Source organism: Leucobacter japonicus (assembly GCF_001273855.1).
In the GTDB taxonomy this organism is placed as follows: domain Bacteria; phylum Actinomycetota; class Actinomycetes; order Actinomycetales; family Microbacteriaceae; genus Leucobacter; species Leucobacter japonicus.
The window spans coordinates 305,466-331,325 of the sequence record NZ_JHBX01000104.1; the positions used below are offsets into that span (position 1 = coordinate 305,466).

The window sequence follows — 25,860 nt, forward strand, 5'->3', positions numbered from 1 at the left end:
AGAAGTCAATGTCGGCGGCCCCCATTATTCTGGCTCCATGACCTCCTCTCATGTCGCAGATTCGCACGACCGCATTCGAGTCCGGGGTGCCCGCGAGCACAACTTGAAAGATGTCAGCGTCGACCTGCCGAAGCGGCGGCTCACAGCGTTCACCGGGGTCTCGGGTTCGGGTAAGAGCTCGCTTGTGTTCGGCACGATCGCGGCCGAGTCACAGCGTCTCATCAACGAGACCTACAGCGCCTTCGTGCAGGGCTTCATGCCATCGCAGAGTCGCCCCGATGTCGACGTGCTCGAGGGCCTCACGACGGCCATCATCGTCGACCAGGAGCGCATGGGCGCCAACCCGCGCTCCACCGTCGGCACGGCCACCGACGTCAACGCGATGCTGCGCATCGTCTTCTCGCGCCTTGGTGCTCCGCGCATCGGGTCTCCGAATGCGTTCTCGTTCAACGTCGCCTCGATCAGCGGCGCAGGCGCGGTCACGCTCGAGAAGGGCGGCAAGACGGTCAAGGAGCGCCGCAGCTTCGAGATTCTCGGCGGCATGTGCCCGACCTGCGAGGGCCGGGGCACCGTCAGCGACTTCGCGCTCGATGAGCTCTACGACGCCCAAAAGTCACTGGCCGATGGCGCGTTGAAAGTGCCAGGGTTCAGCATGGACGGCTGGTACGGTCGCATCTTCGCCGCACTGCTGCCCATGGACACGCCCCTCGGCGACTTCACCGACGAGCAGATGCACGTGCTGCTCCATGACGAGCCTCGCAAGATCAAGGCCGACGGCGTCAACGTCACGTACGAGGGCCTCATCCCGCGCATCCAGAAGTCGATGCTGTCGAAAGACCGCGAGGCCATGCAGCCCCACATTCGGGCATTCGTGGACCGCGCGATCGTCTTTCACGCCTGCCCAGACTGCGGCGGCACCCGCCTCAACGAGACCGCGCGTTCCTCAAAAATCTCGGGCCAGTCGATCGCCGATGTCTGCGCGATGCAAATCACCGACCTCGCCGAGTGGGTGCGCGGCATCGACGATCCGGGCATCGCGCCGCTGGTCGAAAAGCTCACCGACACCCTTGACTCGTTCGTGCAGATCGGGCTGGGCTATCTCAGCCTGGATCGCCCGACCGGCACGCTCTCCGGTGGCGAGTCTCAGCGCACGAAGATGATCCGGCACCTCGGCTCCCCCATCACCGATGCGACGTACGTCTTCGATGAGCCTTCGATCGGCTTGCACCCGCACGATATCCAGCGCATGAATCAGCTCCTGCTGAAGCTGCGCGACAAGGGCAACACCGTGCTCGTCGTGGAGCATAAGCCCGAGATGATCGCCATCGCCGACCACGTCGTCGACCTTGGGCCGCGGGCCGGCACGAACGGCGGTGAGATCTGTTTCGAGGGCACCGTCGCCGAGCTCCGCGCCTCGGGCACGCTCACGGGTCAGCACCTCGACGACCGGGCGCGGGTGAAAGACTCGGTGCGCACCTCGTCAGGGGCCCTCGAAGTGCGCGGGGCGGATCGCCACAACCTGCAGAACGTCGACGTCGACGTGCCCCTCGGCGTGCTCTGCGCCGTGACCGGGGTCGCCGGGTCGGGCAAGAGCACCCTGATCGGCAACTACGTCGCCAACCGCGACGACGTCGTCGCCGTCGACCAGGGGGCGATTAAGGGATCCCGACGCTCGAACCCCGCGACGTACACCGGGCTGCTCGATCCGGTGCGCACGGCGTTCGCGAAGGCGAATGGCGTGAAGCCCGCGCTCTTCAGCGCGAATTCGGAGGGCGCTTGCCCCGAGTGCAAGGGCGCGGGCATCATCTACACCGATCTCGGCATGATGGCCACGATGGAGAGCGTCTGCGAAGTGTGCGAAGGTAAGCGCTTCGATTCCGCGGTGCTCGACTACACCTACGGCGGCAAGAATATCGCCGAGGTGCTCGACCTCTCCATGGCCGAGGCCCGTGAGTTCTTCTCCGCACCCGACACCAAGATCGCCAAGGCCGCGAAAATTCTCGACCGGCTCGTCGACGTCGGCATCGGGTACATCAAGCTCGGCCAGCCGCTGTCCACGCTGTCAGGCGGTGAACGTCAGCGTCTCAAGCTCGCGATCCACATGCTCGAAGACGCCGACATCTACGTGCTCGACGAGCCGACCACCGGATTGCATCTCGCCGACGTCGAGCAGCTGCTCGGCCTCCTCGATCGCCTCGTCGATGCGGGCAAGAGCGTGATCGTGATCGAGCACCATCAGGCAGTCATGGCGCACGCCGACTGGATCATCGACCTCGGCCCCGGCGCGGGCCAGCAGGGCGGCACCATCGTGTTCGAAGGCACACCCGCCGACCTCATCGCCGCCAAGTCGACCCTCACCGGCGAACACCTCGCGGAGTACGTCGCGGGCTGACGCCGCTTGCCCATTACTCCGCGGCCGGGGCGCTCTCCAACTCGTTGAGCGCTCGGATCAGACGGTAGAGGTCGCCCACCGCACGCCGACGCGGCGTGAACACGATGCGATGCAGGTCGAGCGCATCGTGGTCAGCGCGCTCCGAGTCGAGGGGCTCGGTGCGTGCGATCTCGCCGGTTTCGCACAACCCGGCAAAGCGCCGGTTCAGGTCGGCGATCTCGGCGTCGGTGGGCGCAGCGCGCACCCGCAGCACCAGTTGCTCGCCCTGCCAGCGCAGCGAGTCGTAGTTGCGCCAGAACCCGATGACCTCGGCGATCGCGGCCTCCGGAGAATCGGTGATGAGCACCCGGTCGAGGTCATCAACGGAGATCAGGCCCGCGCCTGCCAGCTCCTCGATCACGAAGCGCGCGAACCCGCGCCAATACGTGCCGCCCGCGCGATCGAGCAGCACGATCGGCATCGGCTCCATCTTGCCGGTCTGCTGCAGGGTGAGCAGTTCGAACGTCTCGTCCATCGTGCCGAATCCGCCGGGCAGGCAGACGAAGCCGCGCGATTCTTTCACGAGCATAAGCTTGCGGGTGAAGAAGTACTTCATCGCGACGCGGTGCCCATCATCAGCCGGCTCGTCGAGCGGTGTCTCCTCGAACGGCAGTCGAATCGAGACGCCGAGCGACCGCTCGGGCCCCGCACCCGTCGCGGCCGCCTCCATGATGCCCGGGCCGGCGCCCGTGACGACCATCCACCCGCGCTCGGCGAGCCCGCGTGCGGCGGCCTCGGCGCCGAGCCACAGCGGATCCTGCGACTGGGTGCGCGCCGAACCGAAAATCGTGACCTTGGGGATGCCGACGAACGGCGCGAACAGTCGGAATGCGGCGCGCATCTCCTCGACCGCGGAAGCCGTGATCTTCAGGTCGAGTCGGCTGGTTCCATCAGATCCCAGGCCCAATCCCGCGGTGAGAATGCGACGAATCAGCCCCCGTTGCGCCCCGGCACCAGCGGTCTCGATGATCGCGTCGAGATGCTCCCGCACGGCCTCAGGGTGCGCGGCAGCCGCCTCCACAACTGTGCTCGCGGCCTGCGGATCATCTGAGTGTTGCTGGGCTTCGGTACTCACGCTCACAGTCTAGGAGCGCCGACCAGTAGGCTGGCCGCATGCCGACACGGCGCGCCCACCTCTCGCCCCAGACCGCACACGGACAACTCGCGGCGGCGCTCGCCGCGCTCCGGGAGTCGAACGCGATCCCTGACGGGTTCCCCGATGACGCCGTCGCCGAGGCCGCCGCCGCGCAGTCGACGGTGCCCGATCTCGACCTGCGCGACATCCCGTTCGTCACGCTCGACCCGCTCGGGTCGCAAGATCTCGACCAGGCGTTTCACATCGAGCGCTCTGAGTCGGGGTACATCGTCCGCTATGCCATCGCCGACCTGCCCGGCTTCGTCGCACCGGGCGGCGCACTCGATCGAGAGGCACGCGAGCGGGGTCAAACCCTGTACCTCCCCGATGCTCGTGTTCCGTTGCATCCGCCGGAACTCAGCGAGGGCCGAGCGTCGCTGCTCCCGGGCGAAGATCGCGTCGCCTACGTGTGGACCGTCGAGGTCGACGCGGCCGGCGCCGACCATGCCGGTCGTGTCGAACGCGCGCGGGTGCGCTCGCGCGCACAGCTCGACTACCCGTCGGCCCAAGCCGACCTCGATGCGGGCACGGCTGACGAGATGCTGCAGCTGCTCCCGGAAGTCGGCAAGCTCCGCATCGCGCAGGAGCGCGCCCGCGGCGGCGCGAGCCTGAATATGCCCGACGAGGAGGTGGTGCGCGACCCCGACGGGTATCGGATCGTCCGCCGTTACGCACTGCCCATCGAGGAGTGGAACGCGCAGCTCTCGCTGCTCGCCGGTATCACGGCCGGCCGCATGATGTTGGAGGCGGGAGTGGGCATCCTGCGCACCATGCCGGCTCCCGACGACGACGCGCTCGCCAGTTTCCGCACGAAGGTCGCGGCGCTCGGACACCCCTGGCCCCGCGACCTCGCGTACGGCGAGTATTTGGAGCGCCTCGACGAGCACTCGCCCACGACGCCGGGCGTGCTGCAGGCCGCCGCGACGCTGTTCCGCGGCGCCGACTACACCCCGTTCGATGGCACCCCGCCCGAGCAGCCGCTGCAGGCCGCCATTGCGGCCCCCTACGCCCACGTCACCGCACCCCTGCGCCGCCTCGTCGATCGGTGGGGCCTCGTCATCTGCGCCGCGATCTGCGCGGGCGAGCCGATTCCGAGCTGGGCACGCGAGTCGCTCGACGAGTTGCCCTCCCTGATGCGCTCATCGAATCAGCGCGCTGGGCAGATCGGTGCCGCGGCGATCGACCGCGTCGAAGCGGCGCTGCTGCGCGACCGCGTCGGCGAGGTGCTCTCCGCCGTCGTCGTGGAGGTGCGCGGCGAGCGCGCACGCGTGCAGCTCGATGACCCGGCGGTCACCGCACAGGTCTCGGCGAGCGGCTTCACCGCCGGCACGCGCGTCGATGTGCGCGTCGCGGCTGCAGATGTCGCGTCGGGAACCGTGCAGTTGGAGCCGGCAGAAGCTCCGGAGCCCTCCGCTGCAGAGACGACACCATCGACCCCGACAACGCACCGCGCGAGCGCCTGACCACTCGGCTCAGGCCGTGACGACCTCCGGTGATCCGGAGCCCGCCGATGCGGGCATCTCGGCAGCGAGTCGGTTCGCCTCCTCAATCAACGTCGCCACGATCTCGCTCTCAGGCACCGTCTTGATGACCTCGCCCTTGACGAAGATCTGCCCCTTGCCGTTGCCCGAGGCCACCCCCAGATCTGCTTCGCGCGCTTCGCCCGGCCCATTCACGACGCAGCCCATGACCGCGACCCGCAGCGGCACGCTCATGCCCTCGAGCCCCTGCGTCACCTCTTCGGCGAGTGTGTACACGTCGACCTGAGCTCGACCGCACGACGGGCACGACACGATCTCGAGCTTGCGCTCGCGCAGGTTCAGCGACTGCAAAATCTGCAGCCCGACCTTGACCTCCTCGACCGGGGGCGCCGAGAGCGAGACGCGAATCGTGTCGCCGATGCCTTCGGAGAGCAGGATGCCGAACGCCGTGGCGCTCTTGATGGTGCCCTGGAATGCCGGGCCCGCCTCGGTGACGCCGAGATGGAGCGGCCAGTCGCCGCGCTCGGCGAGTTGCCGGTACGCCTTGACCATGACGATCGGGTCGTTGTGCTTCACCGAGATCTTGAAGTCGTGAAAGTCGTGCTCCTCGAACAGCGACGCCTCCCAGACCGCGCTCTCGACGAGTGCCTCGGGGGTGGCTTTGCCGTACTTCTGCAGCAGTCGAGGGTCGAGCGACCCGGCGTTGACGCCGATCCGCAGGGAGACACCGGCGGCCTGGGCTCGACGCGCGATCTCGCCGACCTGGTCGTCGAACTTGCGAATGTTGCCGGGGTTCACGCGCACGGCGGCGCAACCGGCGTCGATCGCCGCGTACACGTAGTTCGGCTGGAAGTGGATATCGGCGATGACCGGGATCTGACTCTTTTTCGCGATGATCGGCAGTGCCTCGGCATCATCGCGGCTGGGGCAGGCCACGCGCACGATGTCGCAACCGGCGGCGGTGAGCTCGGCAATCTGCTGCAGCGTCGCGTTGATGTCGGTCGTGGGGGTCGTGGTCATCGACTGCACGGAGACCGGAGCGTTGCCGCCCACGGTGACCGACCCGACCTGAATCGCCCGGGATTTGCGGCGCGGGGCGAGTACTTCGGGGACCTGGGGCATTCCCAAATTGACTGCTGGCACGCGGCCGAGTCTACTCTCGCGAGATGCGCGCGGCCCCGGGTTCGGCGTGCACGCGCGACGATCACAGCTGCCGGTCAGCCGAACAGCGACACCGGCTTCACGATGTCCGCGTAGACGAGCAGCACCAACATCGCACCGAGCACGACGGCGACCGCCATGGTGACCGGCGCCATCTTGGCGGTGTCGATCGGCCCCGGATCGGGCCGGCCCAGCATTCGAGCGATCCCGCGCTTCAGCCACTCGTACACCGCACCGATGATGTGCCCGCCGTCGAGCGGCATCAGCGGCACGAGGTTGAACACGAAGAGCGCGACGTTGAGCGAACCGAGCAGCCCAATGATGGTCTGGGCGCGCGCCGCGACCGGCGCATCTTCAAGACTGACGATCTCGCCTGCCATGCGGCCGACGCCGACGACGCTGATGGGCCCGTTCGGGTCACGCGCTTCCGACCCGAACGCGGCGTTCCAGACGTCCACCATGCGTTCGGGCATCCGCACCACGATGCCGACGACGCTCTGCACGTTCTCACCCAGGAATGCGGGCACCGCCGTGATCGGCTGCTGCACGTTCTCGCTGGCCGGGGTCGCACCGATCATGCCGACGACTTCGGTTTTCACCGTGCCGTCGGCGTTCTCGACGACCTTGCCCGACGCGTCGGTCACCGCGCGCTCGTTTTCGACGGGGGTGAGCTGCAGCGTCTGCTCGGCACCGTCGCGCTCGATGCGCACCGCCAGCGATGTGCCCGGGGCCTCGGAGACGATCGATCGGAACTGGTCCCAGCTCGTGATGTCCGTGCCATCGACGGAAATGATCGTGTCGCCCGGGCGCAAGCCGGCGGCTGCTGCAGGGGCTGCCGGATCATCGCTGCTGCACGAGGTCGCCGTGCTCGATGCCGACACGAGGCACTCGCTCACCTGGCCGAGCGTGGTGCTGTTCTGCGGCACGCCGAACCCGACGAGCACGATCGCGAAGAACACGAACGCGAGCACGAGGTTCATCAGCGGCCCGCCGAGCATGATGATGATCTTCTTCCACGGCGCCAGCCGATAGAAGGTGCGGTGATCCTCGCCCTCGTCAATGGACTCCGCGCTCGCGAGCCGCGCATCTTCGACCATGCCGACGACGCCGCGCTTCGGCGCCTCATCGGGTCGCGCCTCTGCGTTCTTACTGGCCCCCGACGTGCCGAGCGCCGAGCCTTCTTGCACCACCGTGTTCAAGAACCCGGTGGTCGACGCGCGAGGGGCCTCCCCCGGCTTGCCCGGAGGGAACATGCCGGTCATCGCGACATAGCCGCCGAGCGGGATCAGCTTGACCCCGTACTCAGTTTCGCCCTTCCGCTTCGACCAGATCGTGCGACCGAACCCCAGCATGTACTGGGTCACCTTCACCTTGAAGAGCTTCGCCGGCACCAGATGGCCGATTTCATGCAGGCCAATGGAAACGGCGAGCCCGATCACGAAGATCAAGATGCCGAGCACGTAGAGCAGAACCTCAGTCACCAGCTCAGATTACTGCGCGGTGCTGTGGGGTTTCGGGGAGCACCCGGGGAGGAGCCGTGCGTCACCGAGTGCGAGCAGAAAGCGCCTGCTGCGCGCGCTCGCGCGCCTGGCGCTCGGCCTCGGTGAGCGTTTCGACCGTCAGTGTTGCCGGCGTCGCGTGCGCCTCGACCACCTCGCGCACCGTGTCGACGATGTCGAGGAATCCGATGCGCCCCGCGTGGAACGCCTCAACCGCTTCCTCGTTCGCGGCGTTGTAGGCCGCGGGGTAGGTGGAGCGTGCTCGTCCGACCTCCTTGGCCAGTTCGACCGCGGGAAAGGTCTCGTCGTCGAGCGGCGCGAAGTCCCAGCTCGACGCGGATCGCCAATCGAGCGGCACCCCGACGTTCGCCATGCGATCCGGCCACGACAGCCCCAGCGCGATCGGCAACCGCATATCGGGGGGCGATGCCTGCGCGATCGTCGAGCCGTCGACGAATTCGACCATCGAGTGCACGATCGATTGCGGGTGCACCACGACGTCGATGTCTCCGTAGGAGACGCCGAAGAGCAGGTGCGCCTCAATCACTTCGAGCCCCTTGTTCACGAGCGTCGCAGAGTTCGTCGTGACCACGCGCCCCATGTTCCAGGTCGGGTGGGCCATGGCCTCGGCCGGAGTCACCTCGCGGAGTTCGTCACGAGTGCGGCCTCGGAACGGGCCGCCAGAGGCGGTGAGGATCAGCCGGCGCACTTCATCGCGGCTTCCCGAGCGCAATGCCTGCGCGATGGCCGAGTGCTCGGAATCGACCGGCACGATCTGGCCCGGCTTCGCGAGCCCGGTGACGAGGTCTCCCCCGACGATCAACGATTCCTTGTTCGCGAGCGCGAGGGTGCGACCGGCTTCGAGTGCGGCAATCGTCGGCGCCAGGCCGACCGAGCCCGTGATGCCGTTGAGTACGAGGTCGGCCTGCACGTCATGGATCAGCCGCACGGCGTCGGCCGCACCGAGCGCCGTGTGCTCCACATTGAACTCATCGGCCTGCTGCTGCAGCCGATCCGCTTGCGAACCCGCGACGAGACCCGAGACTTGGTACCTCGCCGGGTGCTTGCGAATGACGTCGAGCGCCTGTTCGCCGATCGAACCGGTGGAACCCAGAATGATGACGCGCTTCATGCGTCCAGGCTACTTGGCGACCGCGCGGACTGCACGGAGCCTGCACACAGCAGTGCCCCGATGCGCGGAGGCACCGGAGCACGCTGCGCCGTTCGACTGCGACGGAGCGAAGCGGCTTACGCCTTGCTCACCAGCTCCAGCACGAAGGTGCGCGTCATGCCATCGTTGTAGCCGTCTTCAGGGGTCATGGTGACCTCGATGACCGATCCGATCTTCTGGCCGATCATCGCGGATCGGAAGCCCTCGATGAGCGCACCCGGGGCGGTGCTGAACTCGATGCCCGTCTCACTCCAGTTGCCGTCGAAGCGAACCGCACCGTTCCAGTCGACACCCACATAGTTCGTCATGATCGTGTCGCCCTCGGCGACGACCGCACCATCGCCTTCGGTGAGCACCTTCGACTCGGATTCGGTCGGGGGCTCCATGCACTCGGGGATGGTGATCTTCGGTTCAGCGGAGCCATCACCCAAATCGATCTCTGGGTACTTCTCGTCACGCGGCGTCAACGTATCGCAGGTGTCTGCGGTCGCATCTTCCTGCGCGTCCGAAATCTCACCGAACTCCATGACGATGACGAGGGAGTCATCTTTGGTGACGCCTTCCAAACCGCTGTCAGCCGGGTCCGTCGTGAACACCTTGTCGTACGGCGCGGCGAGCGCGATCTGCTCGCCCGTCGTCGCGCAGCGCAGGCCATCGTATGCCCACTCCGTCAAGCCATCCTTGTCGACCGCGATCTCACTCGCCGGCAGCTGCTGCAGCACCGAGCCGTCGGCGCCATTGAAGAGGGTCATCGAGGTCAGCACGTTCTGGCCTTCCTTGACGACGTCGCCCGAGCCCTCCTTCAGCACGGAGCGCTCAACGTTCTTCGCCGACACCGGAGTCTTCGAGGTGAGCTTGAGGTCTTCACCCACTGAGCCCGATACCTTCACACCCGAACTGGCGGAACCACCGGCGAGGCAGTCGGCTCCCGAAGCATCGGCTTTCGCCGACCCGCCGGCGGTGCACCCGACCAGCAGCAGGGCACCGACGAGAGCGGCGGGGGCGAGTACGCGCATCAATTTCACAGTGGTTGAAGTCCTTTGGTTCGCGAGGGGCCACGCGACCCGATCAGCGTGCTGCGATGCGAGACGGTCGGAGTGCGGCCATGAATGCACTCCGAGTATGTCGCATTCCGCGCCGTTTCGGCTGAGAGGCGCCCGAGGTTCCCCTGTGCGGAGTCTGGTGCGGAGTATCAGCCGCGCTCGGCAAGTGCTGCAGCATACAACTCGCGAGAGGACAGGCCGGTCGCTTCCGCCACCGCTCGCGTCGCATCTTTCAGGCGTTCGCCGCCGCGCACCCGTTCCTGCACCTCGGCGAGTGCAGTTTCCGGCGAGGTCTCAGCTTCGGGAGCACCCCCGACCACCACCACGATCTCACCCCGAACGCCATCGGCGGCCCACGCGGCGAGATCGCTCAGGCCTCCGCGACGCACTTCCTCATGCAGTTTCGTGAGTTCTCTGCATACCGCCGCAGGGCGGTCGTCGCCGAAGGCAGCCGCCAAGTCGGTGAGTGACGCGGCGAGCCGCGTCGGCGCTTCGAAGAACACCAGAGTGCGCCGCTCGGCGGCGAGCTCGCGAAGGGTGCGGGATCGCTCGCCCGCCTTGCGCGGCAGAAACCCCTCGAACGCGAATCGATCCGTGGGCAGCCCCGCGACGGCGAGCGCGGTGATCACGGCGCTCGGGCCCGGAATGGCACTCACCTCGACTCCGCTTTCTGCCGCGAGCTGTACGACGCGGAACCCGGGATCGGAAACGGTGGGCATGCCCGCGTCGCTGACGAGCACGATGTCTTCGTCGCGCGCGCGCTCCACGAGCGACGCCGCACGCTCGTGCTCATTGTGGTCGTGCAGGGCGATGAGTTCCGGACGATTCTCGATCTCGAGAAGCCGCAGCAGCTGCGCGGTGTGCCGGGTGTCTTCCGCCGCAACAACCGTGGCGGCCTCGAGCGTCGAGCGCAAACGGGTCGATGCATCACCGAGATTGCCGATGGGAGTCGCGGCGAGAATGATCATGCGTCAATCGTAGGCGCAGCCACCAATTGCTCGGCGCAGCGCCGCCCACCGACTGCATTCGGAAGGCTTCAGGCCTGAGCATCGATGTCGGCGGTCGCTGCCAGAATGGAACACATGAGCGATCCCCAGTTGCCGACCGCCCCGCCTCCGCACCCCTACGCCGTCCCCGAGCGCCCCGCCCCGCGTGGTTCGGGTGCGCTGTCGATCGCGTCGATGGGTGCCGGCCTGGCAGGCGTCGTCACCGCGGTGATCTCGCTGCTGTACTTCGCACCGGGCGCGCTCCTGGCCGCACTCCTCGGCCTCGCCGCGGTCGTGCTCGGCATATTCGGCCTCATCTCGCGACTGCTAAAGGTTCCCGCGTTCGTCGGGGTGATCTCTGGCGCGATCTCGGTGGTCGCCGCGATCATCGTGGGCATCATGCTGCTGATCATGTCGGCGACCCCGACGGCCGGTGGAGGCTCGACGGGCGCCCCCGGGCAGACGGGCTCGAACACTGAGATTGTCTGGCCGCGCAACCTGGCGACGGGAGCAGTCACATTCACCGCAGACGGAGTGGCGTCCTCAGACGCCCCCGAGTCGGAGGCCCCCGAACCGACCGATTCGATCGCGACGAAACACCGGGTGCAGCTGTACGTCGACTACCGCTGCCCCTACTGCGGCCAGTTCGAATCCACGAACAACGCGACCCTCGATCAGATCGTGTCAAGCGGCCAGGTCACACTCGAGCTCACCCCGCTCTCGTTCCTCGATCGCATCGGCACCGACTACTACTCGTCTCGCGCGGCCGGCGCGCTCGCCTGCGTCGCCGATGCTCAGCCCGAGGCTGCGTGGGACGTGAACCGACACCTCTTCGACCGAAGCGTGCAGCCCGCAGAGTCCACGCCCGGACTCGACAATGACGCGCTCATCGACGCCGTCGACGCTGGAGCCGGCGGGTTGAACGACGATGCGCGATCCTGCATCGAAACCGAGAAGTTCGTTCCGTTTGCGCAGGCGCTGAACAGCTGGGCGTTCGCCAACCCGGTGCCGCACGCCGATGACCCTGATCTCGCGATTACGGGCACGCCGTTCGTCGTCGTCGACGGGGTGCCCTACTCCGGCGCGCTCGATGATTCGGGCGCCTTCACGAAGTTCCTCGCCGGCCAGGGCATCGCGGTGGGCGCTGCCTCCTAGCCCCATCGCCCGCAATCTCCTGGTAGAGTCGGTCGGCTATGCATCAGACGAGCGAGCACCCAGTTCCCGACGCGTCAGCGACCACGCCGACGCTCTTCTCGCGAACCGGTAAGGCGTACTTTCCGCTGGCCCTGATCTCGCGGCTTCCGTTCGCGATGATGGTGATCGGGGTACTCACTCTGGTCGTCTCAGCCCGCGGATCGGTCGAACTCGGCGGCATCAATTCCGCAATGGTCGGCCTCGGGGTCGCCTGCTTCGGGCCGATCATCGGCGCGGCAGCCGACCGCTTCGGCCAGCGACCGACGCTCCTCGTTGCCGCTGCGCTCAACAGCGTGCTGCTCGGGGTGCTTGCGTGGATCGCGTTTTCGTCTCTCCCGATCTGGGTGCTGTTCGTGGGTTCCTTCCTCGCCGGCGCCACCGTGCCGCAGACCTCGCCGATGTCACGATCGCGACTCGTCACGATCGTGACGCACGAGCTGCCCGCCCCGCGCCGTCCGCGCATGCTCTCGAACGTGCTGGCCTACGAGTCGGCTGCCGACGAAGTCATCTTCGTCTTCGGCCCGGTGATCGTTGGAGTGCTCGCGACGGCGTTCGGTGCGTGGGCGCCGGTCGCCGGGGCCGGCGCGTTGACCCTGATCTTCGTCACGGCGTTCGCGCTGCATCACACCGCGGCGCCCGCACAGTCCCCCGCGGAGCGCGCGGCGGTGCTCGCGCCGGCCTCGCAACTCGCGCGCCCCGCCCTGCTCGTCACCGTCGCCGGCATCATCACGGTCGGGCTCTTCTTCGGTTCGATGCTGACGTCGCTCACCTCCTTCATGCAAGATCGCGGCGACCCCGAACGGGCCGGTTTGATCTATGGCGCGATGGGCGTCGGGTCCGCGATCTTCGCGATCGGTGTTGCCGCACTCCCCCCGAGGTTCTCGCTGCGCGCACGTTGGCCGGTCTTTGCGCTGTGCATCATCGCGGGCACCGCGCTGCTCCAGTTCGCGGTCGACATTCCGACGATGCTCTTGAGCCTGGCGGTCATGGGCATCGGTGTCGGCCCGTTGCTCGTCACCCTGTACAGCTTCGGCGCGCAACGCAGCCCGATCGGCCGCTCGGCGACCGTCATGACGATGCTGGGTTCGGGTCTGATGGTCGGTCAATCCGCAGCTGCCGCTCTCACCGGCGTCATCGCGACCGACCTCGGCACACAAGCCGCACTCGTCCTCCCCCTGGCATCTGCACTCCTCGCCCTCGCGACAGGAGCCGTGAACTGGTGGCTGAGCGGCCCGGGCGACCGAGCAGACAGTGGGCCGAACACCGCTCCCGTGCACATCGCGGCCCCCGCCGCCGAATAACCCGGGGCACCCCCTCCGCGCGACCGTGCACGCGGAATAGGCCGGAGCAACGCGGCGTTGCACGGGAGGCCAGCATCGCCACTCACCGAGTGGAAGAATGGAGATCATGCCTGCACCCGCACTCACCACAGCGCTCACCGCGGCCGACGTCACCGAGCTGCGAGCCGCATTCCCCTACTTCGCGGTGAATGACGCGCTCCCCTCGGCGCCGGCATATCTCGACGCGGCCGCGACCTCGCAGCGACCCTCCCGAGTGCTCGACGCTGAACGGCGGTTCCTGGAGACGGCGAACGCCGCAGTGCACCGCGGTACGAGCGGCGCCGTGGGCGAAGCGACCGCAGCGTTCGAGGGTGCCCGCGCCGCCGTTGCCGCGTTCGTCGGAGCGGCGAGCGCCGAGCAGATCGTGTGGGCCGAGAATGCGACCGACGCGCTGAACATCGTCGCCCTCGGCATCGGCGAAGCGAACGCGGGGTTGGGCGTCGCCGGCAGCGATCGGTTCACGCTAGAGCCCGGTGACGAAATCCTGGTGACCGAGGCCGAGCATCACGCGAACCTCATTCCCTGGCAGCGGCTCGCGGCCAAGACTGGAGCAACGTTCCGCTACATCCCGGTGCGCGAAGACGGAACCTGGACCCTCGATGACGCTCGCGAAGCTCTGACCGAGCGCACGCGTATCTTTGCGTTCGCCCACGTCTCGAACGTGACCGGATTCATCGCACCCGTCGCTGAACTTGCAGAACTCGCGCGGGCGGTCGGGGCGATCACGGTGCTCGACGCCTGCCAGTCGGTGCCGCACATCCCCGTCGATTTCGCAGCGCTCGGCGTCGACTTCGCCGCGTTCTCGAGCCACAAGATGCTCGGCCCGAACGGCATCGGTGTGCTGTACGGCAAGCCCGGGCTGCTCGATGCGCTGCCGCCGTCGCGCACCGGTGGCTCCGCCATCACGAAGGTAACGATGGAGTCGGCGCTGTTCATGCCCGCTCCCCAGCGCTTCGAGCCGGGCACGCAACCGGTGTCGCAAGCCGTCGGGCTCGGCGCTGCCGTCGCCTTCCTCGAAGAGATCGGCATGGCACGATCCGCAGCGCGTGAGCACGAGCTCGTCGAGCGCCTCGTCGCCGGTATCGAAGCGACGCCGGGCCTGCGGCTGCTCGGCCCCGCCGACACGACGCAGCGCGTCGCGCTCACCGCGGTGTCGGTCGAGGGCGTGCACGCCCACGACGTCGGGCAGTTTCTGGACGAGCAGGGCGTGCTCGTGCGCGTGGGGCACCATTGCGCCCAGCCGCTGCACCGCGCACTCGGCATCACGTCGAGCACGCGCGCCAGCGTGCACGTCACCACGACAGCAGACGAGGTCGATCGATTCCTCGACGCGCTCCGCGGCGCCCAGCGGTACTTCGGAGCGGAGGTGTCGGCGTGAGCGCGCTCGACGGGCTGTACCAAGAGGTCATTCTCGATCACTCGAAACGACCGATCGGCAAGGGTGAACTCGCCGTTGCCGAGTCGGCGCTTACCGCGTCGCACCACGAGTTCAACCCCAGCTGCGGTGACGAGATCGATCTCTCCATCTCGGTCGACCCCGAGACCGGTCGTATCGACCAGGTCGCCTGGGAGGGTCAGGGCTGCTCGATCTCGATGGCGTCGGCGTCGATTCTGTCGCAACTCGTGCGCGACGATCAGCTCACCATCGACGAGGCACGCGTTCGCGTTGACGCGTTCCGCGAGATGATCCACGCGCGCGGCGAGGGTGAACCCGACGAGGAGTTGCTCGGCGACGCCGTCGCGCTCCAGGGTGTGTCGAAGTATGTGATGCGCGTGAAGTGCGCGATGCTCGGCTGGGTGGCGCTCGAGGCCGACCTCAAGCAGGTCGAGGCGCAGCGGGCCTGACCGCGTGTGTCGTCACCGCGAGGCCAATCGCGGCGCTCCCGTCACAGCACGCGCGTGACGAGACTCGATAGTTCGGCCCCGGGAGCGGTAACCCGATCGGCGATCTCGCGTACCACGGCCTGCAGCGCCGCGCCGGCTCGTGTCGGGGCCATGTCGGCGCGGCGAGCCAGACTGACGGTGCGGGCGAGCGCGGCATCGGCAAGGGGAGCCGTGCGCAGGGTGGGATGATCCGCCGCCACCATCGCGGGCACCACCGCCACACCGATGCCGCGCTCCGCGAAGCTCAGCGCCGCATCCATTTCGGCACCCTCGACGGCGACCAGCGGCGTGAGCCCGTGCGCGCGGAACGCCGCGTCGACCGTCACGCGCAGATCGTAGTTTTCGGGAAAGACGACCTGCGGCACGCGCGCCAGCTCGGCCATTTCGATCGGGCGCACCGGCGCATCAGAGGCAGAGTCGCGTCCGAACGGATCGGGGCGGCTCGGATCCGACACCACGACGAGACGCTCGCTGAGGATCTGCTCGCGTTCGAGCACCGCGCGCGCCGCCCCGGAGGAGACGCTGGTCACGATGAGTGCGAGGTCGAGTCCGCCCTCCATCAGTGCGGTGATGAGGGATCGGGATCCGCGCTCGAGGATCTCGATGTCGATGCCCGGGTAGCGCTCGCTGAACTCGGCCAGCACGTCGGCGACGAGGCTCGTGCACAGTGTCGGGGTCGCGCCGAGTCGGATGCGTCCGCGACGGAGACCGGCGAGATCCGCCATCTCATCGCGTGCCGCGTCGGCGTCGGCGAGCATGCGTCGGGCGATCGGCAGCAGCCGTTCTCCTGCCGCCGTCAGCGCCACGTTGCCCCGCACGCGATGCAGCAGCTCGACGCCGAGGTCGGTCTCGAGCGTGGCGATCTGTCGGCTGAGCGAGGGCTGCGCGAGGTGCAGGCGTTCGGCCGCGCGGGTGAAGTGGCCGGTCTGGGCGATCTCGACGAAGCCGCGCAATTGCTCGAGGTTCATGTCGATAGCCTACGCGCATGACGATCATCAGCTCTATTCATTGGAGTAATGGATAAGGCAGACCTAACGTGGTTCGCATGACCACCTCATCCCCCACCGTCGACGCCCAAGGCACCGCCCGCGGCGAACGTCTCCTCTCCACCTCCGTGCTCGTCATCGGCACGGGCGGCGCCGGGTTGCGCGCCTCCATCGAACTCGCCGAACGCGGCGTGCAGGTGCTCGCCGTCGGCAAGCGCCGCGCCCACGACGCGCACACCACACTCGCCGCAGGCGGCATCAATGCTGCGCTCGGCACGATGGACCCCGAGGACTCTTGGGAACAGCATGCCGCCGATACGCTGCGCGAATCGTACTTCCTGGCCGATCCCGCAATCGTGGAAACCGTGACGCGCAACGCCGCACGCGGCATTGAAGACCTGGAGCGCTGGGGCATGCCCTTCGCTCGCGAGGCCGACGGCCGCATCAGCCAGCGATTCTTCGGCGCGCACAAGTATCGCCGTACGGCCTACGCCGGGGACTACACCGGCCTCGAGATCCAGCGCACCCTCATGCGCCGCGCCTCCGAACTGCGCGTGCAGATCATCGACACCGTCTACATCACCCGCCTGCTCGTCAGCGAGGGCAAGATCTTCGGCGCCTACGGCTTCGACATCGTCGACGGCGCGCCCGTCGTGATCCACGCGGATGCCGTCATTCTCGCGGCCGGCGGTCACACGCGCATCTGGCGCAACACCTCGTCGCGCCGAGACGAGAACACGGGCGATTCGTTCCGACTCGCGGCACTCGCCGGCGGCAAGATCCGCGATGCCGAACTCGTGCAGTTCCACCCGTCAGGCATCCTGGAACCGGCCGACGCAGCCGGCACCCTCGTCTCGGAGGCAGCTCGCGGCGAGGGCGGCATTCTGCGCAACTCGCTCGGCGAGCGCTACATGGAGCGCTATGACCCGGAGCGCATGGAGCTCTCGACCCGCGACCGCGTGGCGCTCGCGAGCTACACCGAGATCTCAGAGGGGCGCGGCACCCCGAACGGCGGCGTCTACCTCGACGTATCGCACCTGCCGCGCGAGCAGATCCTCTCGAAGCTCCCGCGCGTCTACCGCACGCTCATCGACCTGCAGATGCTCGACATCACCGAGCAGCCCATCGAAATCGCCCCGACTGCGCACTACTCCATGGGCGGCGTGTGGGTGACGCCCGACGAGCACAGCACCGGCGTCGACGGACTGTATGCCATCGGCGAGGCCTCAAGCGGCCTGCACGGCGCGAACCGCCTGGGCGGCAACTCGCTCATCGAGCTGCTCGTCTACGGACGCATCACCGGCGGGGACGCCGCTGACTACGTGACCGGGCTCACCGAGGTGCGTCGCGACCCGGCCGCCGTCGCCGAGGCCCGCGCCGAGATGCAGAATCTGCTCGTGGGCGACGGCGCAGCGGGCAAGAGCACCGAGAGCCCGCGCCGCCTGCAGCGTGCGCTGCGAGACCTCATGACCGAGCACGTCGGCGTGGTGCGCAGCGAGGAGGGCCTCACCGCCGGCCTCGAAAAGCTCAACGCCCTGCAGGAGCGAGTGGATCGCGTCACAGCGCACCCCGATATCGCCGGTTTCGACGATCTCGCGCACGCCTTCGACCTGTACGGTTCGATGCTTGCCGCCCGCGCGACACTCGAGTGCGCTCGCGAGCGCCGCGAGACGCGCGGCTGCCACAACCGCTCCGATTTCCCGGAGCAGGATGCGGCGCTGCAGGGCAACTTCGTCTGGACGCCCGAGGGCGGCGCGGTCTTCGAGCCACTCCCCGAGGCTCCCGAGTCGTTCCGTGATCTCGCCTACGCCGATGCCGACGATTCGGTGCAGGGCAAGCTCGTCGAGTAGCGCTCGCACGTTACCGCCTGCGGCCGCCGATGAGGCCGAGCACATCTGCTCGGTCGCGTCGGCGGCCGCAGGCGTGTGATGGGCCTCGCCGCCTCCGTCGATGCGCTCCGGCGCGCGTCGGAACCGCAGGCAATGGGTCATGCGCTCACATTCGTGGAGTTTCCCGACTTCACCGGCCCCATTGTCGGCGTCCTGTGGACAACGCATCGACGCGTTCCGCGGCCGCGCAGAATCGACGCATGACCCCAGACGTACTCGACTCACGCCCCGTGGTGCGGTGCCAAGGCACCGCCGACTTCCTCGCGGCGCTGCCGCATCTCACCGGCTTCACCGCAACCGACAGCGTCTTTATCGTGTGCTTCGACGGAAGTCGCTCCGGGCAGGCAGTGCGCGCAGACCTACCGGCGCGCGACTCACCGAGCGACACATTGGCGCTCCTCGACTTCATCTGCGGTCTGTCGCGAGACATCTCGACGGCGCGCGGCACGCGATGCGCACTCGCCATCGTCATTGCGACCAGTGAACGGTTCGCCGACTCCCCCGACTCCCCGCCGCAACAGCGCTTGGCGCGACGCATCGAACGCCGACTGCGTCGCGAGCGGGTGCCGGTGCAAGAACTCTGCGTGCTCGCCGCCGACGCCTGGGTGAGCTTCTTCGACGCGCGTGCGCCTCGCGAAGGCAGACCCCTCAGCGAGATCGCGGAGAGCCCCGTCGCGCACGAAGCCCGCTCCCACGGCGCCGAGCCCCGCGATTTGGCACGCCTCGGTGTCATCCCCGAGCCAGATCCAGATTCGGCGGAAGCGGTCGGTGCAGCACTCGACCGCGTTCTGCCCCACGATTTCCCGGTCTCGGCTGGTGTCCCCCCGCACTTGCCCGAGACCGGGAACCTCACCGAGTATGCGCTCGGGTGGATGACGGAGACGGCTGCGGTCACACGTTGGCTCCTCGAGAATGCCGAGGTCGATGCCGACGCCGTGGCGCGCCTCATCCGCGCCGCCGCACATCCAAGCCGCTGGTTCGTACTCGCTCTGGGCCTGCTCACCCGCCCAGAGTTCCCCGTCGAACTCGGGCGAGAGCATCCGCTCGGCAACTTCATCGGAATCCCGATTGAGCTCGATGTCGACCTGGGCATCGCACCCGCCTCGCGCCCTCAGTCATCCGCGGCGATTGCAGCCGGATGGGTCGGGCGTTGCGCACACGGAGAGCCTGACTCTGACGGAGTGTGCCGCAGTGCGCTGCATGCGCCTCCGCCGGGCTGGTCGGTCTATCGTCTGCTGGCGAGCATCTGCCCCGAGTTCACCGCGCATGAGCGCCTTCCCGAATTGCGCGCCCGCTTGCGCGAGGCGCTCTCGCTCACTCCAGAGACATTGCGACCCGGGCTCCTGGGGCTCAGTGCCTGGGTGTGGTGGCTGAGCGGTACGCAGTCGGTGGCGCAGCGTCAACTCGATGCAGCGCAGGCCATCGATCCCGATGATCCGCTGCTCCGCATGCTGCGTCGGCTGACCGACCAGCCGCTGTACGCGCGCTTTGTCGCCGGAGCGGCCGGTAGGTCGACTACGCCGCTGGTGGAGCCGGAGGCCGCATGACCGTTCGAGCACTGACTTCTGACCGCAGCACTGCCAGCACACGGTCGATCACCGCACTCGGCAGCACCGTCGGGAGCGTGAACCGAATCGCGGTCTGCGCCAGCTCGGGCGTGATCCCCATCGCCAGCAGCACCGGCGATGGTTCGTCAGAGCCGGCAGCGCAGGCCGACCCCGACGATACGGCGACTCCGGCGGCATCGAGTGCGACGAGCAAGGACTCCCCGCTCACGCCGGAAATGACGAATGAGGCGTGGCCGGGGAGGCGCTCCTCGCGATGGCCGGTGAGCTGCGCGCCCGGCACCTCGGCCAGCACGCGCGCAATCAGCGTTTCCCGTGATCCCAACAGTGCGACGCCTCGTGACCCGACGTCGGCGTGCGATGCGCGCACGGCAGCAGCGAACCCCGCAATGGCCGCAACGTTTTCGGTTCCCGAGCGCCGGCCGCCTTCCTGTCCGCCTCCGTGCAGCAACGGCTCCATCGCGAGCCCGGGCCGCACCAGCAACGCACCGATTCCCTGCGGCCCACCGAATTTGTGCGCAGCGATCGTCAACGCGTCGATGCCCGGCCCCGGCCACCCATCGTGAGGCTGCCCCATGCCGAACGAGACCGGCAGCGATGCTGCCGCCTGCACCGCGTCGCAGTGCAGCAGCGCGCCCTGCGATGCGGTAATCGCGGCGATGCTCGGCAAGTCTTGTACGGTGCCGATTTCAGCATTGGCGAGTCCGATCGACACCAGTGCGGTGCGGTCGGTCACGCATCGTGCGACATCACGGGGGTCGATACGACCGTCGGAGTCGACCGGCAACACCTCGCACGAGAAACCGAATACGCGCTCCAGGTAGCGGCAGCTCTCGAGCACCGACGGATGCTCGATCGCAGAGGTGACGACGTGTCGGCCACGCGGATTCGCAAGTGCGAGACCAATGATCGCGAGGTTGTTCGCCTCGGTTCCACCAGAGGTGAAGACGACCTCACTCGGCCGAGCACCGAACGCACGCGCGATCCCGGCACGGGCAGCATCGACGGACGCCCGCGCTCGATATCCGGCCTGGTGCACGCTCGACGGGTTCGCTGCGCCGGCGTCGAATTCCGCCACCATCGCAGCGCGAGCTTCCGGGCGCAAGGGTGCGGTCGCAGCGGCATCGAGGTACCAGTGACTCGTGGCACCCGCATCCGCATCCGCGTTCATGCGGCGTCGAGACCGATGTCGAGTGCACGTGCACCGTGCGTCAGCTGGCCCACCGAGATCACATCGACGCCACTCTCGGCGATCCCGGCGACGGTATCGAGCGACACGCCCCCGCTGGCCTCGGCGACCACGCGCCCCGCGATCCGCTCGACCGCCACCGCAAGATCATCGGTTGAGAAATTGTCGAGCAGAATTCCCGTCACATTGGCGTTGAGCACGGCGTCGAGCTGGGAGAGGTCGTCGACCTCCACAATGATCGACGTCGTATGCCCCGCGCGCTGGCGCAGCGCACTCAGCGCTGACGTAATCGAGTCTGCATCATGCGCACCGAGCGCTGCGAGGTGGTTGTCCTTGATCATCATCGCGTCCGAGAGCCCGAATCGATGGTTGGAGCCGCCACCGGCACGCACGGCGTGCTTCTCCAGCGCCCGCAGCCCCGGAGTCGTCTTCCGCGTGTCCGCAATCCGCGCCGACGTGTGCGCGACAGCGCTCACGAACTGCGCGGTGAGCGTCGCGATGCCGCTCATACGCTGCACGAAATTCAGCGCCACACGCTCAGCCGTCAGCACCCCCCGTGCCGGCCCCGCGATTCGCGCGAGGGTGTCCCCCGCTGCGAATGACGTCCCGTCTGCAACGAGGTCAGTCACGGCGACCCGGGGGTCGAGCTGCCGAAACGCCTCACGCACGAGCGCGCCACCGGCGAAGACTCCCGCTTCACGAGCCACCAGATGGGTGTCGAGCACAGCGTCCTCGGCGATGGCGAGTTCGACGGTGAGGTCCCCCCACGGCGCGTCTTCGGCGAGTGCGGATCGCACGACCGTTTCGATCAGGGCAGCAGTCAGCATGCGGAAACGCTCCTCGGTGCTTGAGCGGCAGGTTCGCCGCTCACGAATGGGTGTGTTCGGGAGGACACGGCAGGTGCCCCGGCACCCGCGCGGTCGACCCAGCACAGCGCGCGACGCGTCGCGTACCGCTCGTCGACCTGCGGAAAGTCTGCGCGGCGATGGGCCCCGCGCGATTCCTCGCGAACATCGGCCGCCTGGGCAATCGCTGCGGCGAGCGCTGCCCGGTTCACCACGTGCACATCATTCGTCTGCATGGCGTGCGCAGCGCTGCGACGCATTTCCGCCAGCCCCGAAGCCTCGCGTTCGATTCCGAGTTGCGCACCGATGGTCTCAGAGAGTGCGGAGAGCACTTCCGAAGCTTTCGCCCGTGCGACGACGGGTGACTCAATCGAGGTTTCGCTGGGCTGAACGCTCGAGCTGCCGCTCTCATCCGCGGTCGGCATATTCGGGATCTCCACCACTGCCGCTTCCGCAATCAGTCCGGCCATTCCCGCGCCGCGCACCGGCCACGGGTCGAGACGTGCACGATACGCCGCAGCGGCGGCACCCGCCCGGGTGCCGAAGACGAGGCCTTCGAGCAGCGAGTTCGACGCTAGACGATTTGCTCCGTGCACGCCGGTCGACGCGACTTCACCTGCGACGAACAGTCCGGGCACACTCGTGCGCCCGTCGAGATCGCTCGCAACGCCACCCATCGTGTAGTGCGCCGCAGGGGCGACCGGTACCGGGTCGCTGCGCCAATCGAACCCGAGGTCGGCCAGCACGCGCGAGATGGCGGGGAACTGACGAGCAAGGGTGCCTGGTCCTCCGGCTCGTTCGATCCCGGTTGCGTCGAGCCACACCGCAGATCGGCCGCTGCGGCGCAACGCACGGTGCGTGGCGAGCGCCACGACGTCACGCGGCGCCAACTCTGCCAGCGGATGCTGCCCCTCAAGAAATCGCGCGCCCGCGTCATCGCGCAGCACTGCACCGGCCCCGCGCACCGCTTCAGAAATCAGAAAGGAGCCGCCGCCGGCAGCGACGAGCGCGGTCGGATGAAACTGCACGAACTCCAAGTCGGCGAGCATCGCACCCGCCCGCGCGGCAAGCACGACTCCGTGCCCCACCGACGACGGATGGTTCGTGCTCACCGGAAACAGCGATGCGTATCCGCCGGTCGCGAGCACCACCGCGTCGTCGAACACCCGTTCCTCGCGCGCCGAGCCCGTCGCCGCAAGCACCACGCCGCGCACGGTACCGGCATCGACCACGAGAGACCGCACCCGACGGCGCTCGATCAGCCTGAGCTGCCCCGCGCTCGCCGCAGCGCGCACCCGCGCGGCCAGGTGAGCGTGCAGCACGGCTCCCGTCCGATCGCCGCCCGCGTGCACAATGCGTGCGCGACCGTGGGCCGCTTCGAGCCCGAGTGCCGGCTCACCGCCCGCGCGACCGTGCGCCGGCATGCGATCGGCGTCAAATCCGTCCGCCAGCAGCCCCCGCATGATGCGGGCTCCCTCGCGCGTCAGCACTTCGGCCGCACCGGGGTCGACGAGCCCCGCCCCCGCCGCCAGGGTGTCGGCGAGGTGATCGGCGGGGCGATCCCCCGCGCCGATCGCCGCCGCGATGCCGCCCTGCGCTCGTGGGGTGTTCCCCTCGGGGTCGTGATCGAGGTCGCCCTCGGTGACGACCGTGACGTCGGCATGGCGCTCGAGCGCGGCGAGCGCCGCCGAGAGCCCGGCGACACCGGTGCCGACGATGATCATGGTTTCGCGGCGAGCATGCGCTCGAGCGCCACTCGCGAGTCACCCGCAACCGCGTCGCTCACGCTGATGCGGTTGGGGGTTTCGCCGGCGAGCAGCGACTCGAGCGTCCAGGCCAGGTAGGCGGGGTGGATGCGATACATGGTCGAGCAGGGGCACACGACCGGGTCGAGGCAGAAAATCGTCAGCTCGGGGTGCTGCTGCTGCAGTCGGTTGACGAGATTGATCTCGGTGCCGATCGCGATGACGCTGCCGGGCTCCGCGTTCTCGATCTCGCGACGAATGTACTCGGTCGATCCGGCACCATCCGCGGCTTCGACGACGGCGGCGGGGCACTCGGGGTGCACGATCACGCGAACGCCGGGAAACTCTTCGCGCGCGCGGTCGATCTGTGCCACGGTGAAGCGCTTGTGCACGGAGCAGAATCCGTTCCACAGGATCACGCGCGCATCAGTGAGTTGCTCCGCCGTGTTGCCGCCGAGCGGAAGATGGGGGCGCCAGAGCGGCATCTGTTCTTCTCCGATGCCCATCGCCTTCGCGGTGTTGCGCCCGAGATGCTGGTCGGGGAAGAACACGACGCGCTGGCCACGGGCGAAGGCCCATTCAAGCACGGTGCGCGCATTCGACGACGTGCACACGATTCCGCCGTTGCGTCCGCAGAATGCCTTGATGGCGGCCGACGAGTTCATGTACGTCACCGGGATCACCGGCTGCAGGCCGCCTCTCTCCGCCGGGGGCAGCGCCGCCGTCAGCTCGCGCCAGCAGTCTTCGACCTGCTCGATCGTCGCCATGTCGGCCATCGAGCATCCGGCTGCCAGGTTCGGCAGAATTACGGCCTGCTCGGGGCCCGAGAGAATGTCGGCGGTTTCGGCCATGAAGTGCACACCGCAGAACACGAACGCCTCTGCTTCGGGGCTGCCTTTCGCCGCCTGCGCGAGCATGAACGAGTCGCCCACAAAATCGGCGTACTGCACGATCTCGTCGCGCTGGTAGAAGTGACCGAGAATCTGCACGCGGTTGCCGAGCGCGGCCCGCGCGGCGACGATCCAATCGTGCAGTTCGGCATCGCTCGCCGACGTGTATCGCGCCGGCAGCGCCCCCTGGCGCGGTGCGTCACCCGGAATGACGTCGACGTTCGACGCCCCCGGCCCGTACCCGGGTGCGCGGTCGATGGTCCAGGGATCCTGCACCAGCCCGGAATCGCAGCTCGACGCTCCGGTCGCTCGCAACGCGATCGGCTTGCGGTGCGGCGATGTCGGAGCGGCGGGGCGCCCAGTTGCGGATCGCTCGCGCGCCGCAGCACCGCGGATCAATTCGTGCACGCTCGTCATGGTCGACTCCTCGGTTCGGGACGATCTGTGGGAAAACTCGGCGCCGCCTCCTCGCGGAAGCGATAGAGCCGCGCGGGTCGGTAGGGAGTGCCCACCTCGCGCGCTCCGGTGTCGGTGAGGGTGCCCTGAGCGAGCATCTGCCGTCGAAAGTTCGCCGGCTCGACGGCGTGGCCCAGCACTGCCTCGTGCACGGCCCGCAACTGCGCGATTGTGAACACGGGCCCGAGGAAACGGTGCGCGACTGCGGCGTACGCGGTCTTGCTGCGCAATCTCGCCAGCGCGTAGGCGACGATCTCGGCGTGGTCGAAGGCGAGTTCCGGGAGCCGGTCGGCGGCGCACCACGCGACGTTTCCTGGTTCATCGGACACGTCTCGGTCTCGCGGCAGGGGTGCGACGCGCACCGACGCACGCTTCGGTGCCGGATCATCCCAGCGCTGGGCCTCTCGACCTTGTCCATCGTCCGCGCCCGCACGAGCATCCGACGTGTCCGCAGTCGTCGCCGTCGCGGAGGGTGCGTCGGCCGGAGGCAGCGACGGCGCGCTCACCAGATCGGCCTCGCCAAAGAGCGCCCAATAGGCGATGGTCACGAGACGCTGCGCGTCGGCCGACCGTTCGACGCCACCGAATGCGTACAGTTGCTCGAGGTAGCCGGGGTCGTGCCCCGCGGCGTCGCGAATCGAGCGCAGGGCGGTGTCGGCGAGAGTCTCATCCCAGTGCGTCGGCCCTCCCGGCAGGGCCCATTGCCCGCGGAAGGGCTCGCGGATGCGCCGCACCAGCGGAATCCAGAGCGACGGTGCAGCGTCGTCGAGCTCGGCGTCGATACTCGGAAGGCCGCTCCCGCCGCATCGCAACGCGCCGGAGGGCGGCTGCAGCGCGAAAGCGACGCTCGACACCGCCACGGCAGGCGGCAGCGTGCGCCGTGCACTCGCACTCGACTCTGCGTATTGCATCGCTGCTCCCGGGTTCGCGGTGACCTTGCGCGCAAATCTCTGATGGCATCAGGCGATCG

Annotated in this window: 20 protein-coding genes; 8 read left to right on the forward strand and 12 right to left on the reverse strand. The window is 68.1% G+C overall.

The genetic code is table 11. The annotated features are described in order from the left end of the window. Window positions 1-37 precede the first annotated feature (37 nt). Window positions 38-2,392, forward strand: a complete 2,355-nt coding sequence (locus AMS67_RS05860; protein WP_053386513.1) for an ATP-binding cassette domain-containing protein — start codon at window positions 38-40, stop codon at window positions 2,390-2,392. A 13-nt stretch (window positions 2,393-2,405) separates the two neighbouring features. Here AMS67_RS05860 and AMS67_RS05865 read toward each other — a convergent pair whose 3' ends face one another. Beyond that, the gene (locus tag AMS67_RS05865) at window positions 2,406-3,506 is read right to left on the reverse strand and encodes an LOG family protein (protein ID WP_193787068.1); all 1,101 of its coding nucleotides are present in this window, start codon (window positions 3,504-3,506) and stop codon (window positions 2,406-2,408) included. 38 nt (window positions 3,507-3,544) lie between these two features. Between AMS67_RS05865 and AMS67_RS05870 the strand changes: the two genes are divergently transcribed. Further along, window positions 3,545-5,029, forward strand: a complete 1,485-nt coding sequence (locus AMS67_RS05870; RefSeq protein ID WP_053386515.1) for an RNB domain-containing ribonuclease — start codon at window positions 3,545-3,547, stop codon at window positions 5,027-5,029. A gap of 9 nt (window positions 5,030-5,038) precedes the next feature. Here AMS67_RS05870 and ispG read toward each other — a convergent pair whose 3' ends face one another. From ispG to rsmI, 5 genes are all read right to left on the reverse strand, one after another. After that, window positions 5,039-6,190, reverse strand: a complete 1,152-nt coding sequence (ispG, locus tag AMS67_RS05875) for a flavodoxin-dependent (E)-4-hydroxy-3-methylbut-2-enyl-diphosphate synthase (RefSeq protein WP_193787069.1) — start codon at window positions 6,188-6,190, stop codon at window positions 5,039-5,041. A 74-nt stretch (window positions 6,191-6,264) separates the two neighbouring features. Continuing rightward, window positions 6,265-7,689 (reverse strand): M50 family metallopeptidase, encoded by a 1,425-nt coding sequence (locus tag AMS67_RS05880; RefSeq protein WP_053386517.1) that lies wholly within the window; start codon window positions 7,687-7,689, stop codon window positions 6,265-6,267. A gap of 61 nt (window positions 7,690-7,750) precedes the next feature. Further along, entirely contained in the window at window positions 7,751-8,839 is a 1,089-nt protein-coding gene (dxr, locus tag AMS67_RS05885; protein WP_053386518.1) for a 1-deoxy-D-xylulose-5-phosphate reductoisomerase, read from the reverse strand. Between the two features lie 116 nt (window positions 8,840-8,955). Then, window positions 8,956-9,894 carry an FKBP-type peptidyl-prolyl cis-trans isomerase gene (locus AMS67_RS05890; RefSeq protein WP_053386519.1) on the reverse strand — a complete coding sequence of 313 codons (939 nt, stop codon included), beginning with the start codon at window positions 9,892-9,894 and terminating at the stop codon, window positions 8,956-8,958. Window positions 9,895-10,070: 176 nt separating this feature from the next. Further along, entirely contained in the window at window positions 10,071-10,889 is an 819-nt protein-coding gene (gene rsmI / locus AMS67_RS05895; RefSeq protein ID WP_053386520.1) for a 16S rRNA (cytidine(1402)-2'-O)-methyltransferase, read from the reverse strand. Between the two features lie 114 nt (window positions 10,890-11,003). On the opposite strand from rsmI, the gene AMS67_RS05900 reads away from it, so the two are divergent. From AMS67_RS05900 to sufU, 4 genes are all read left to right on the forward strand, one after another. Next, window positions 11,004-12,062, forward strand: a complete 1,059-nt coding sequence (locus AMS67_RS05900) for a DsbA family protein (RefSeq protein ID WP_053386521.1) — start codon at window positions 11,004-11,006, stop codon at window positions 12,060-12,062. 38 nt (window positions 12,063-12,100) lie between these two features. Beyond that, entirely contained in the window at window positions 12,101-13,402 is a 1,302-nt protein-coding gene (locus AMS67_RS05905) for an MFS transporter (protein WP_053386522.1), read from the forward strand. Window positions 13,403-13,499: 97 nt separating this feature from the next. After that, entirely contained in the window at window positions 13,500-14,819 is a 1,320-nt protein-coding gene (locus AMS67_RS05910; protein WP_053386523.1) for an aminotransferase class V-fold PLP-dependent enzyme, read from the forward strand. After that, on the forward strand, window positions 14,816-15,286 hold the full coding sequence (sufU, locus tag AMS67_RS05915; RefSeq protein ID WP_053386524.1) for a Fe-S cluster assembly sulfur transfer protein SufU: 471 nt from the start codon (window positions 14,816-14,818) through the stop codon (window positions 15,284-15,286). The genes AMS67_RS05910 and sufU overlap by 4 nt, the downstream gene beginning before the upstream one ends. Window positions 15,287-15,327: 41 nt before the next feature. Here the strand turns inward: sufU and AMS67_RS05920 are convergent, their stop codons facing one another. Beyond that, the gene (locus AMS67_RS05920) at window positions 15,328-16,293 is read right to left on the reverse strand and encodes a LysR family transcriptional regulator (protein WP_053386525.1); all 966 of its coding nucleotides are present in this window, start codon (window positions 16,291-16,293) and stop codon (window positions 15,328-15,330) included. A gap of 77 nt (window positions 16,294-16,370) precedes the next feature. Here AMS67_RS05920 and AMS67_RS05925 point away from each other — a divergent pair, with 77 nt between their 5' ends. Then, the gene (locus AMS67_RS05925; protein WP_053386526.1) at window positions 16,371-18,161 is read left to right on the forward strand and encodes an FAD-binding protein; all 1,791 of its coding nucleotides are present in this window, start codon (window positions 16,371-16,373) and stop codon (window positions 18,159-18,161) included. Between the two features lie 239 nt (window positions 18,162-18,400). Continuing rightward, window positions 18,401-19,747: a DUF4192 family protein gene (locus tag AMS67_RS05930; RefSeq protein ID WP_162230822.1), complete on the forward strand. Its 1,347-nt coding sequence runs from the start codon at window positions 18,401-18,403 to the stop codon at window positions 19,745-19,747. On the opposite strand, the gene AMS67_RS05935 is transcribed toward AMS67_RS05930, so the two are convergent. Genes AMS67_RS05935 through AMS67_RS05955 form a run of 5 tightly spaced genes read right to left on the reverse strand, consistent with a single transcriptional unit; the run spans window position 19,716 to window position 25,801 of the window. Then, window positions 19,716-20,936 (reverse strand): cysteine desulfurase family protein, encoded by a 1,221-nt coding sequence (locus AMS67_RS05935; RefSeq protein ID WP_053386528.1) that lies wholly within the window; start codon window positions 20,934-20,936, stop codon window positions 19,716-19,718. The genes AMS67_RS05930 and AMS67_RS05935 overlap by 32 nt on opposite strands. Further along, window positions 20,933-21,781, reverse strand: a complete 849-nt coding sequence (gene nadC, locus AMS67_RS05940) for a carboxylating nicotinate-nucleotide diphosphorylase (RefSeq protein ID WP_053386529.1) — start codon at window positions 21,779-21,781, stop codon at window positions 20,933-20,935. The genes AMS67_RS05935 and nadC overlap by 4 nt, the downstream gene beginning before the upstream one ends. Continuing rightward, entirely contained in the window at window positions 21,775-23,523 is a 1,749-nt protein-coding gene (locus tag AMS67_RS05945) for an L-aspartate oxidase (protein ID WP_053386530.1), read from the reverse strand. The genes nadC and AMS67_RS05945 overlap by 7 nt, the downstream gene beginning before the upstream one ends. Further along, on the reverse strand, window positions 23,520-24,851 hold the full coding sequence (gene nadA, locus AMS67_RS05950) for a quinolinate synthase NadA (RefSeq protein ID WP_082305325.1): 1,332 nt from the start codon (window positions 24,849-24,851) through the stop codon (window positions 23,520-23,522). Before nadA ends, AMS67_RS05945 begins: the two co-directional genes overlap by 4 nt. Further along, complete coding sequence (locus tag AMS67_RS05955; RefSeq protein ID WP_053386531.1) at window positions 24,848-25,801, reverse strand: NUDIX hydrolase; 954 nt, start codon at window positions 25,799-25,801, stop codon at window positions 24,848-24,850. The genes nadA and AMS67_RS05955 overlap by 4 nt, the downstream gene beginning before the upstream one ends. Window positions 25,802-25,860: the final 59 nt, after the last annotated feature.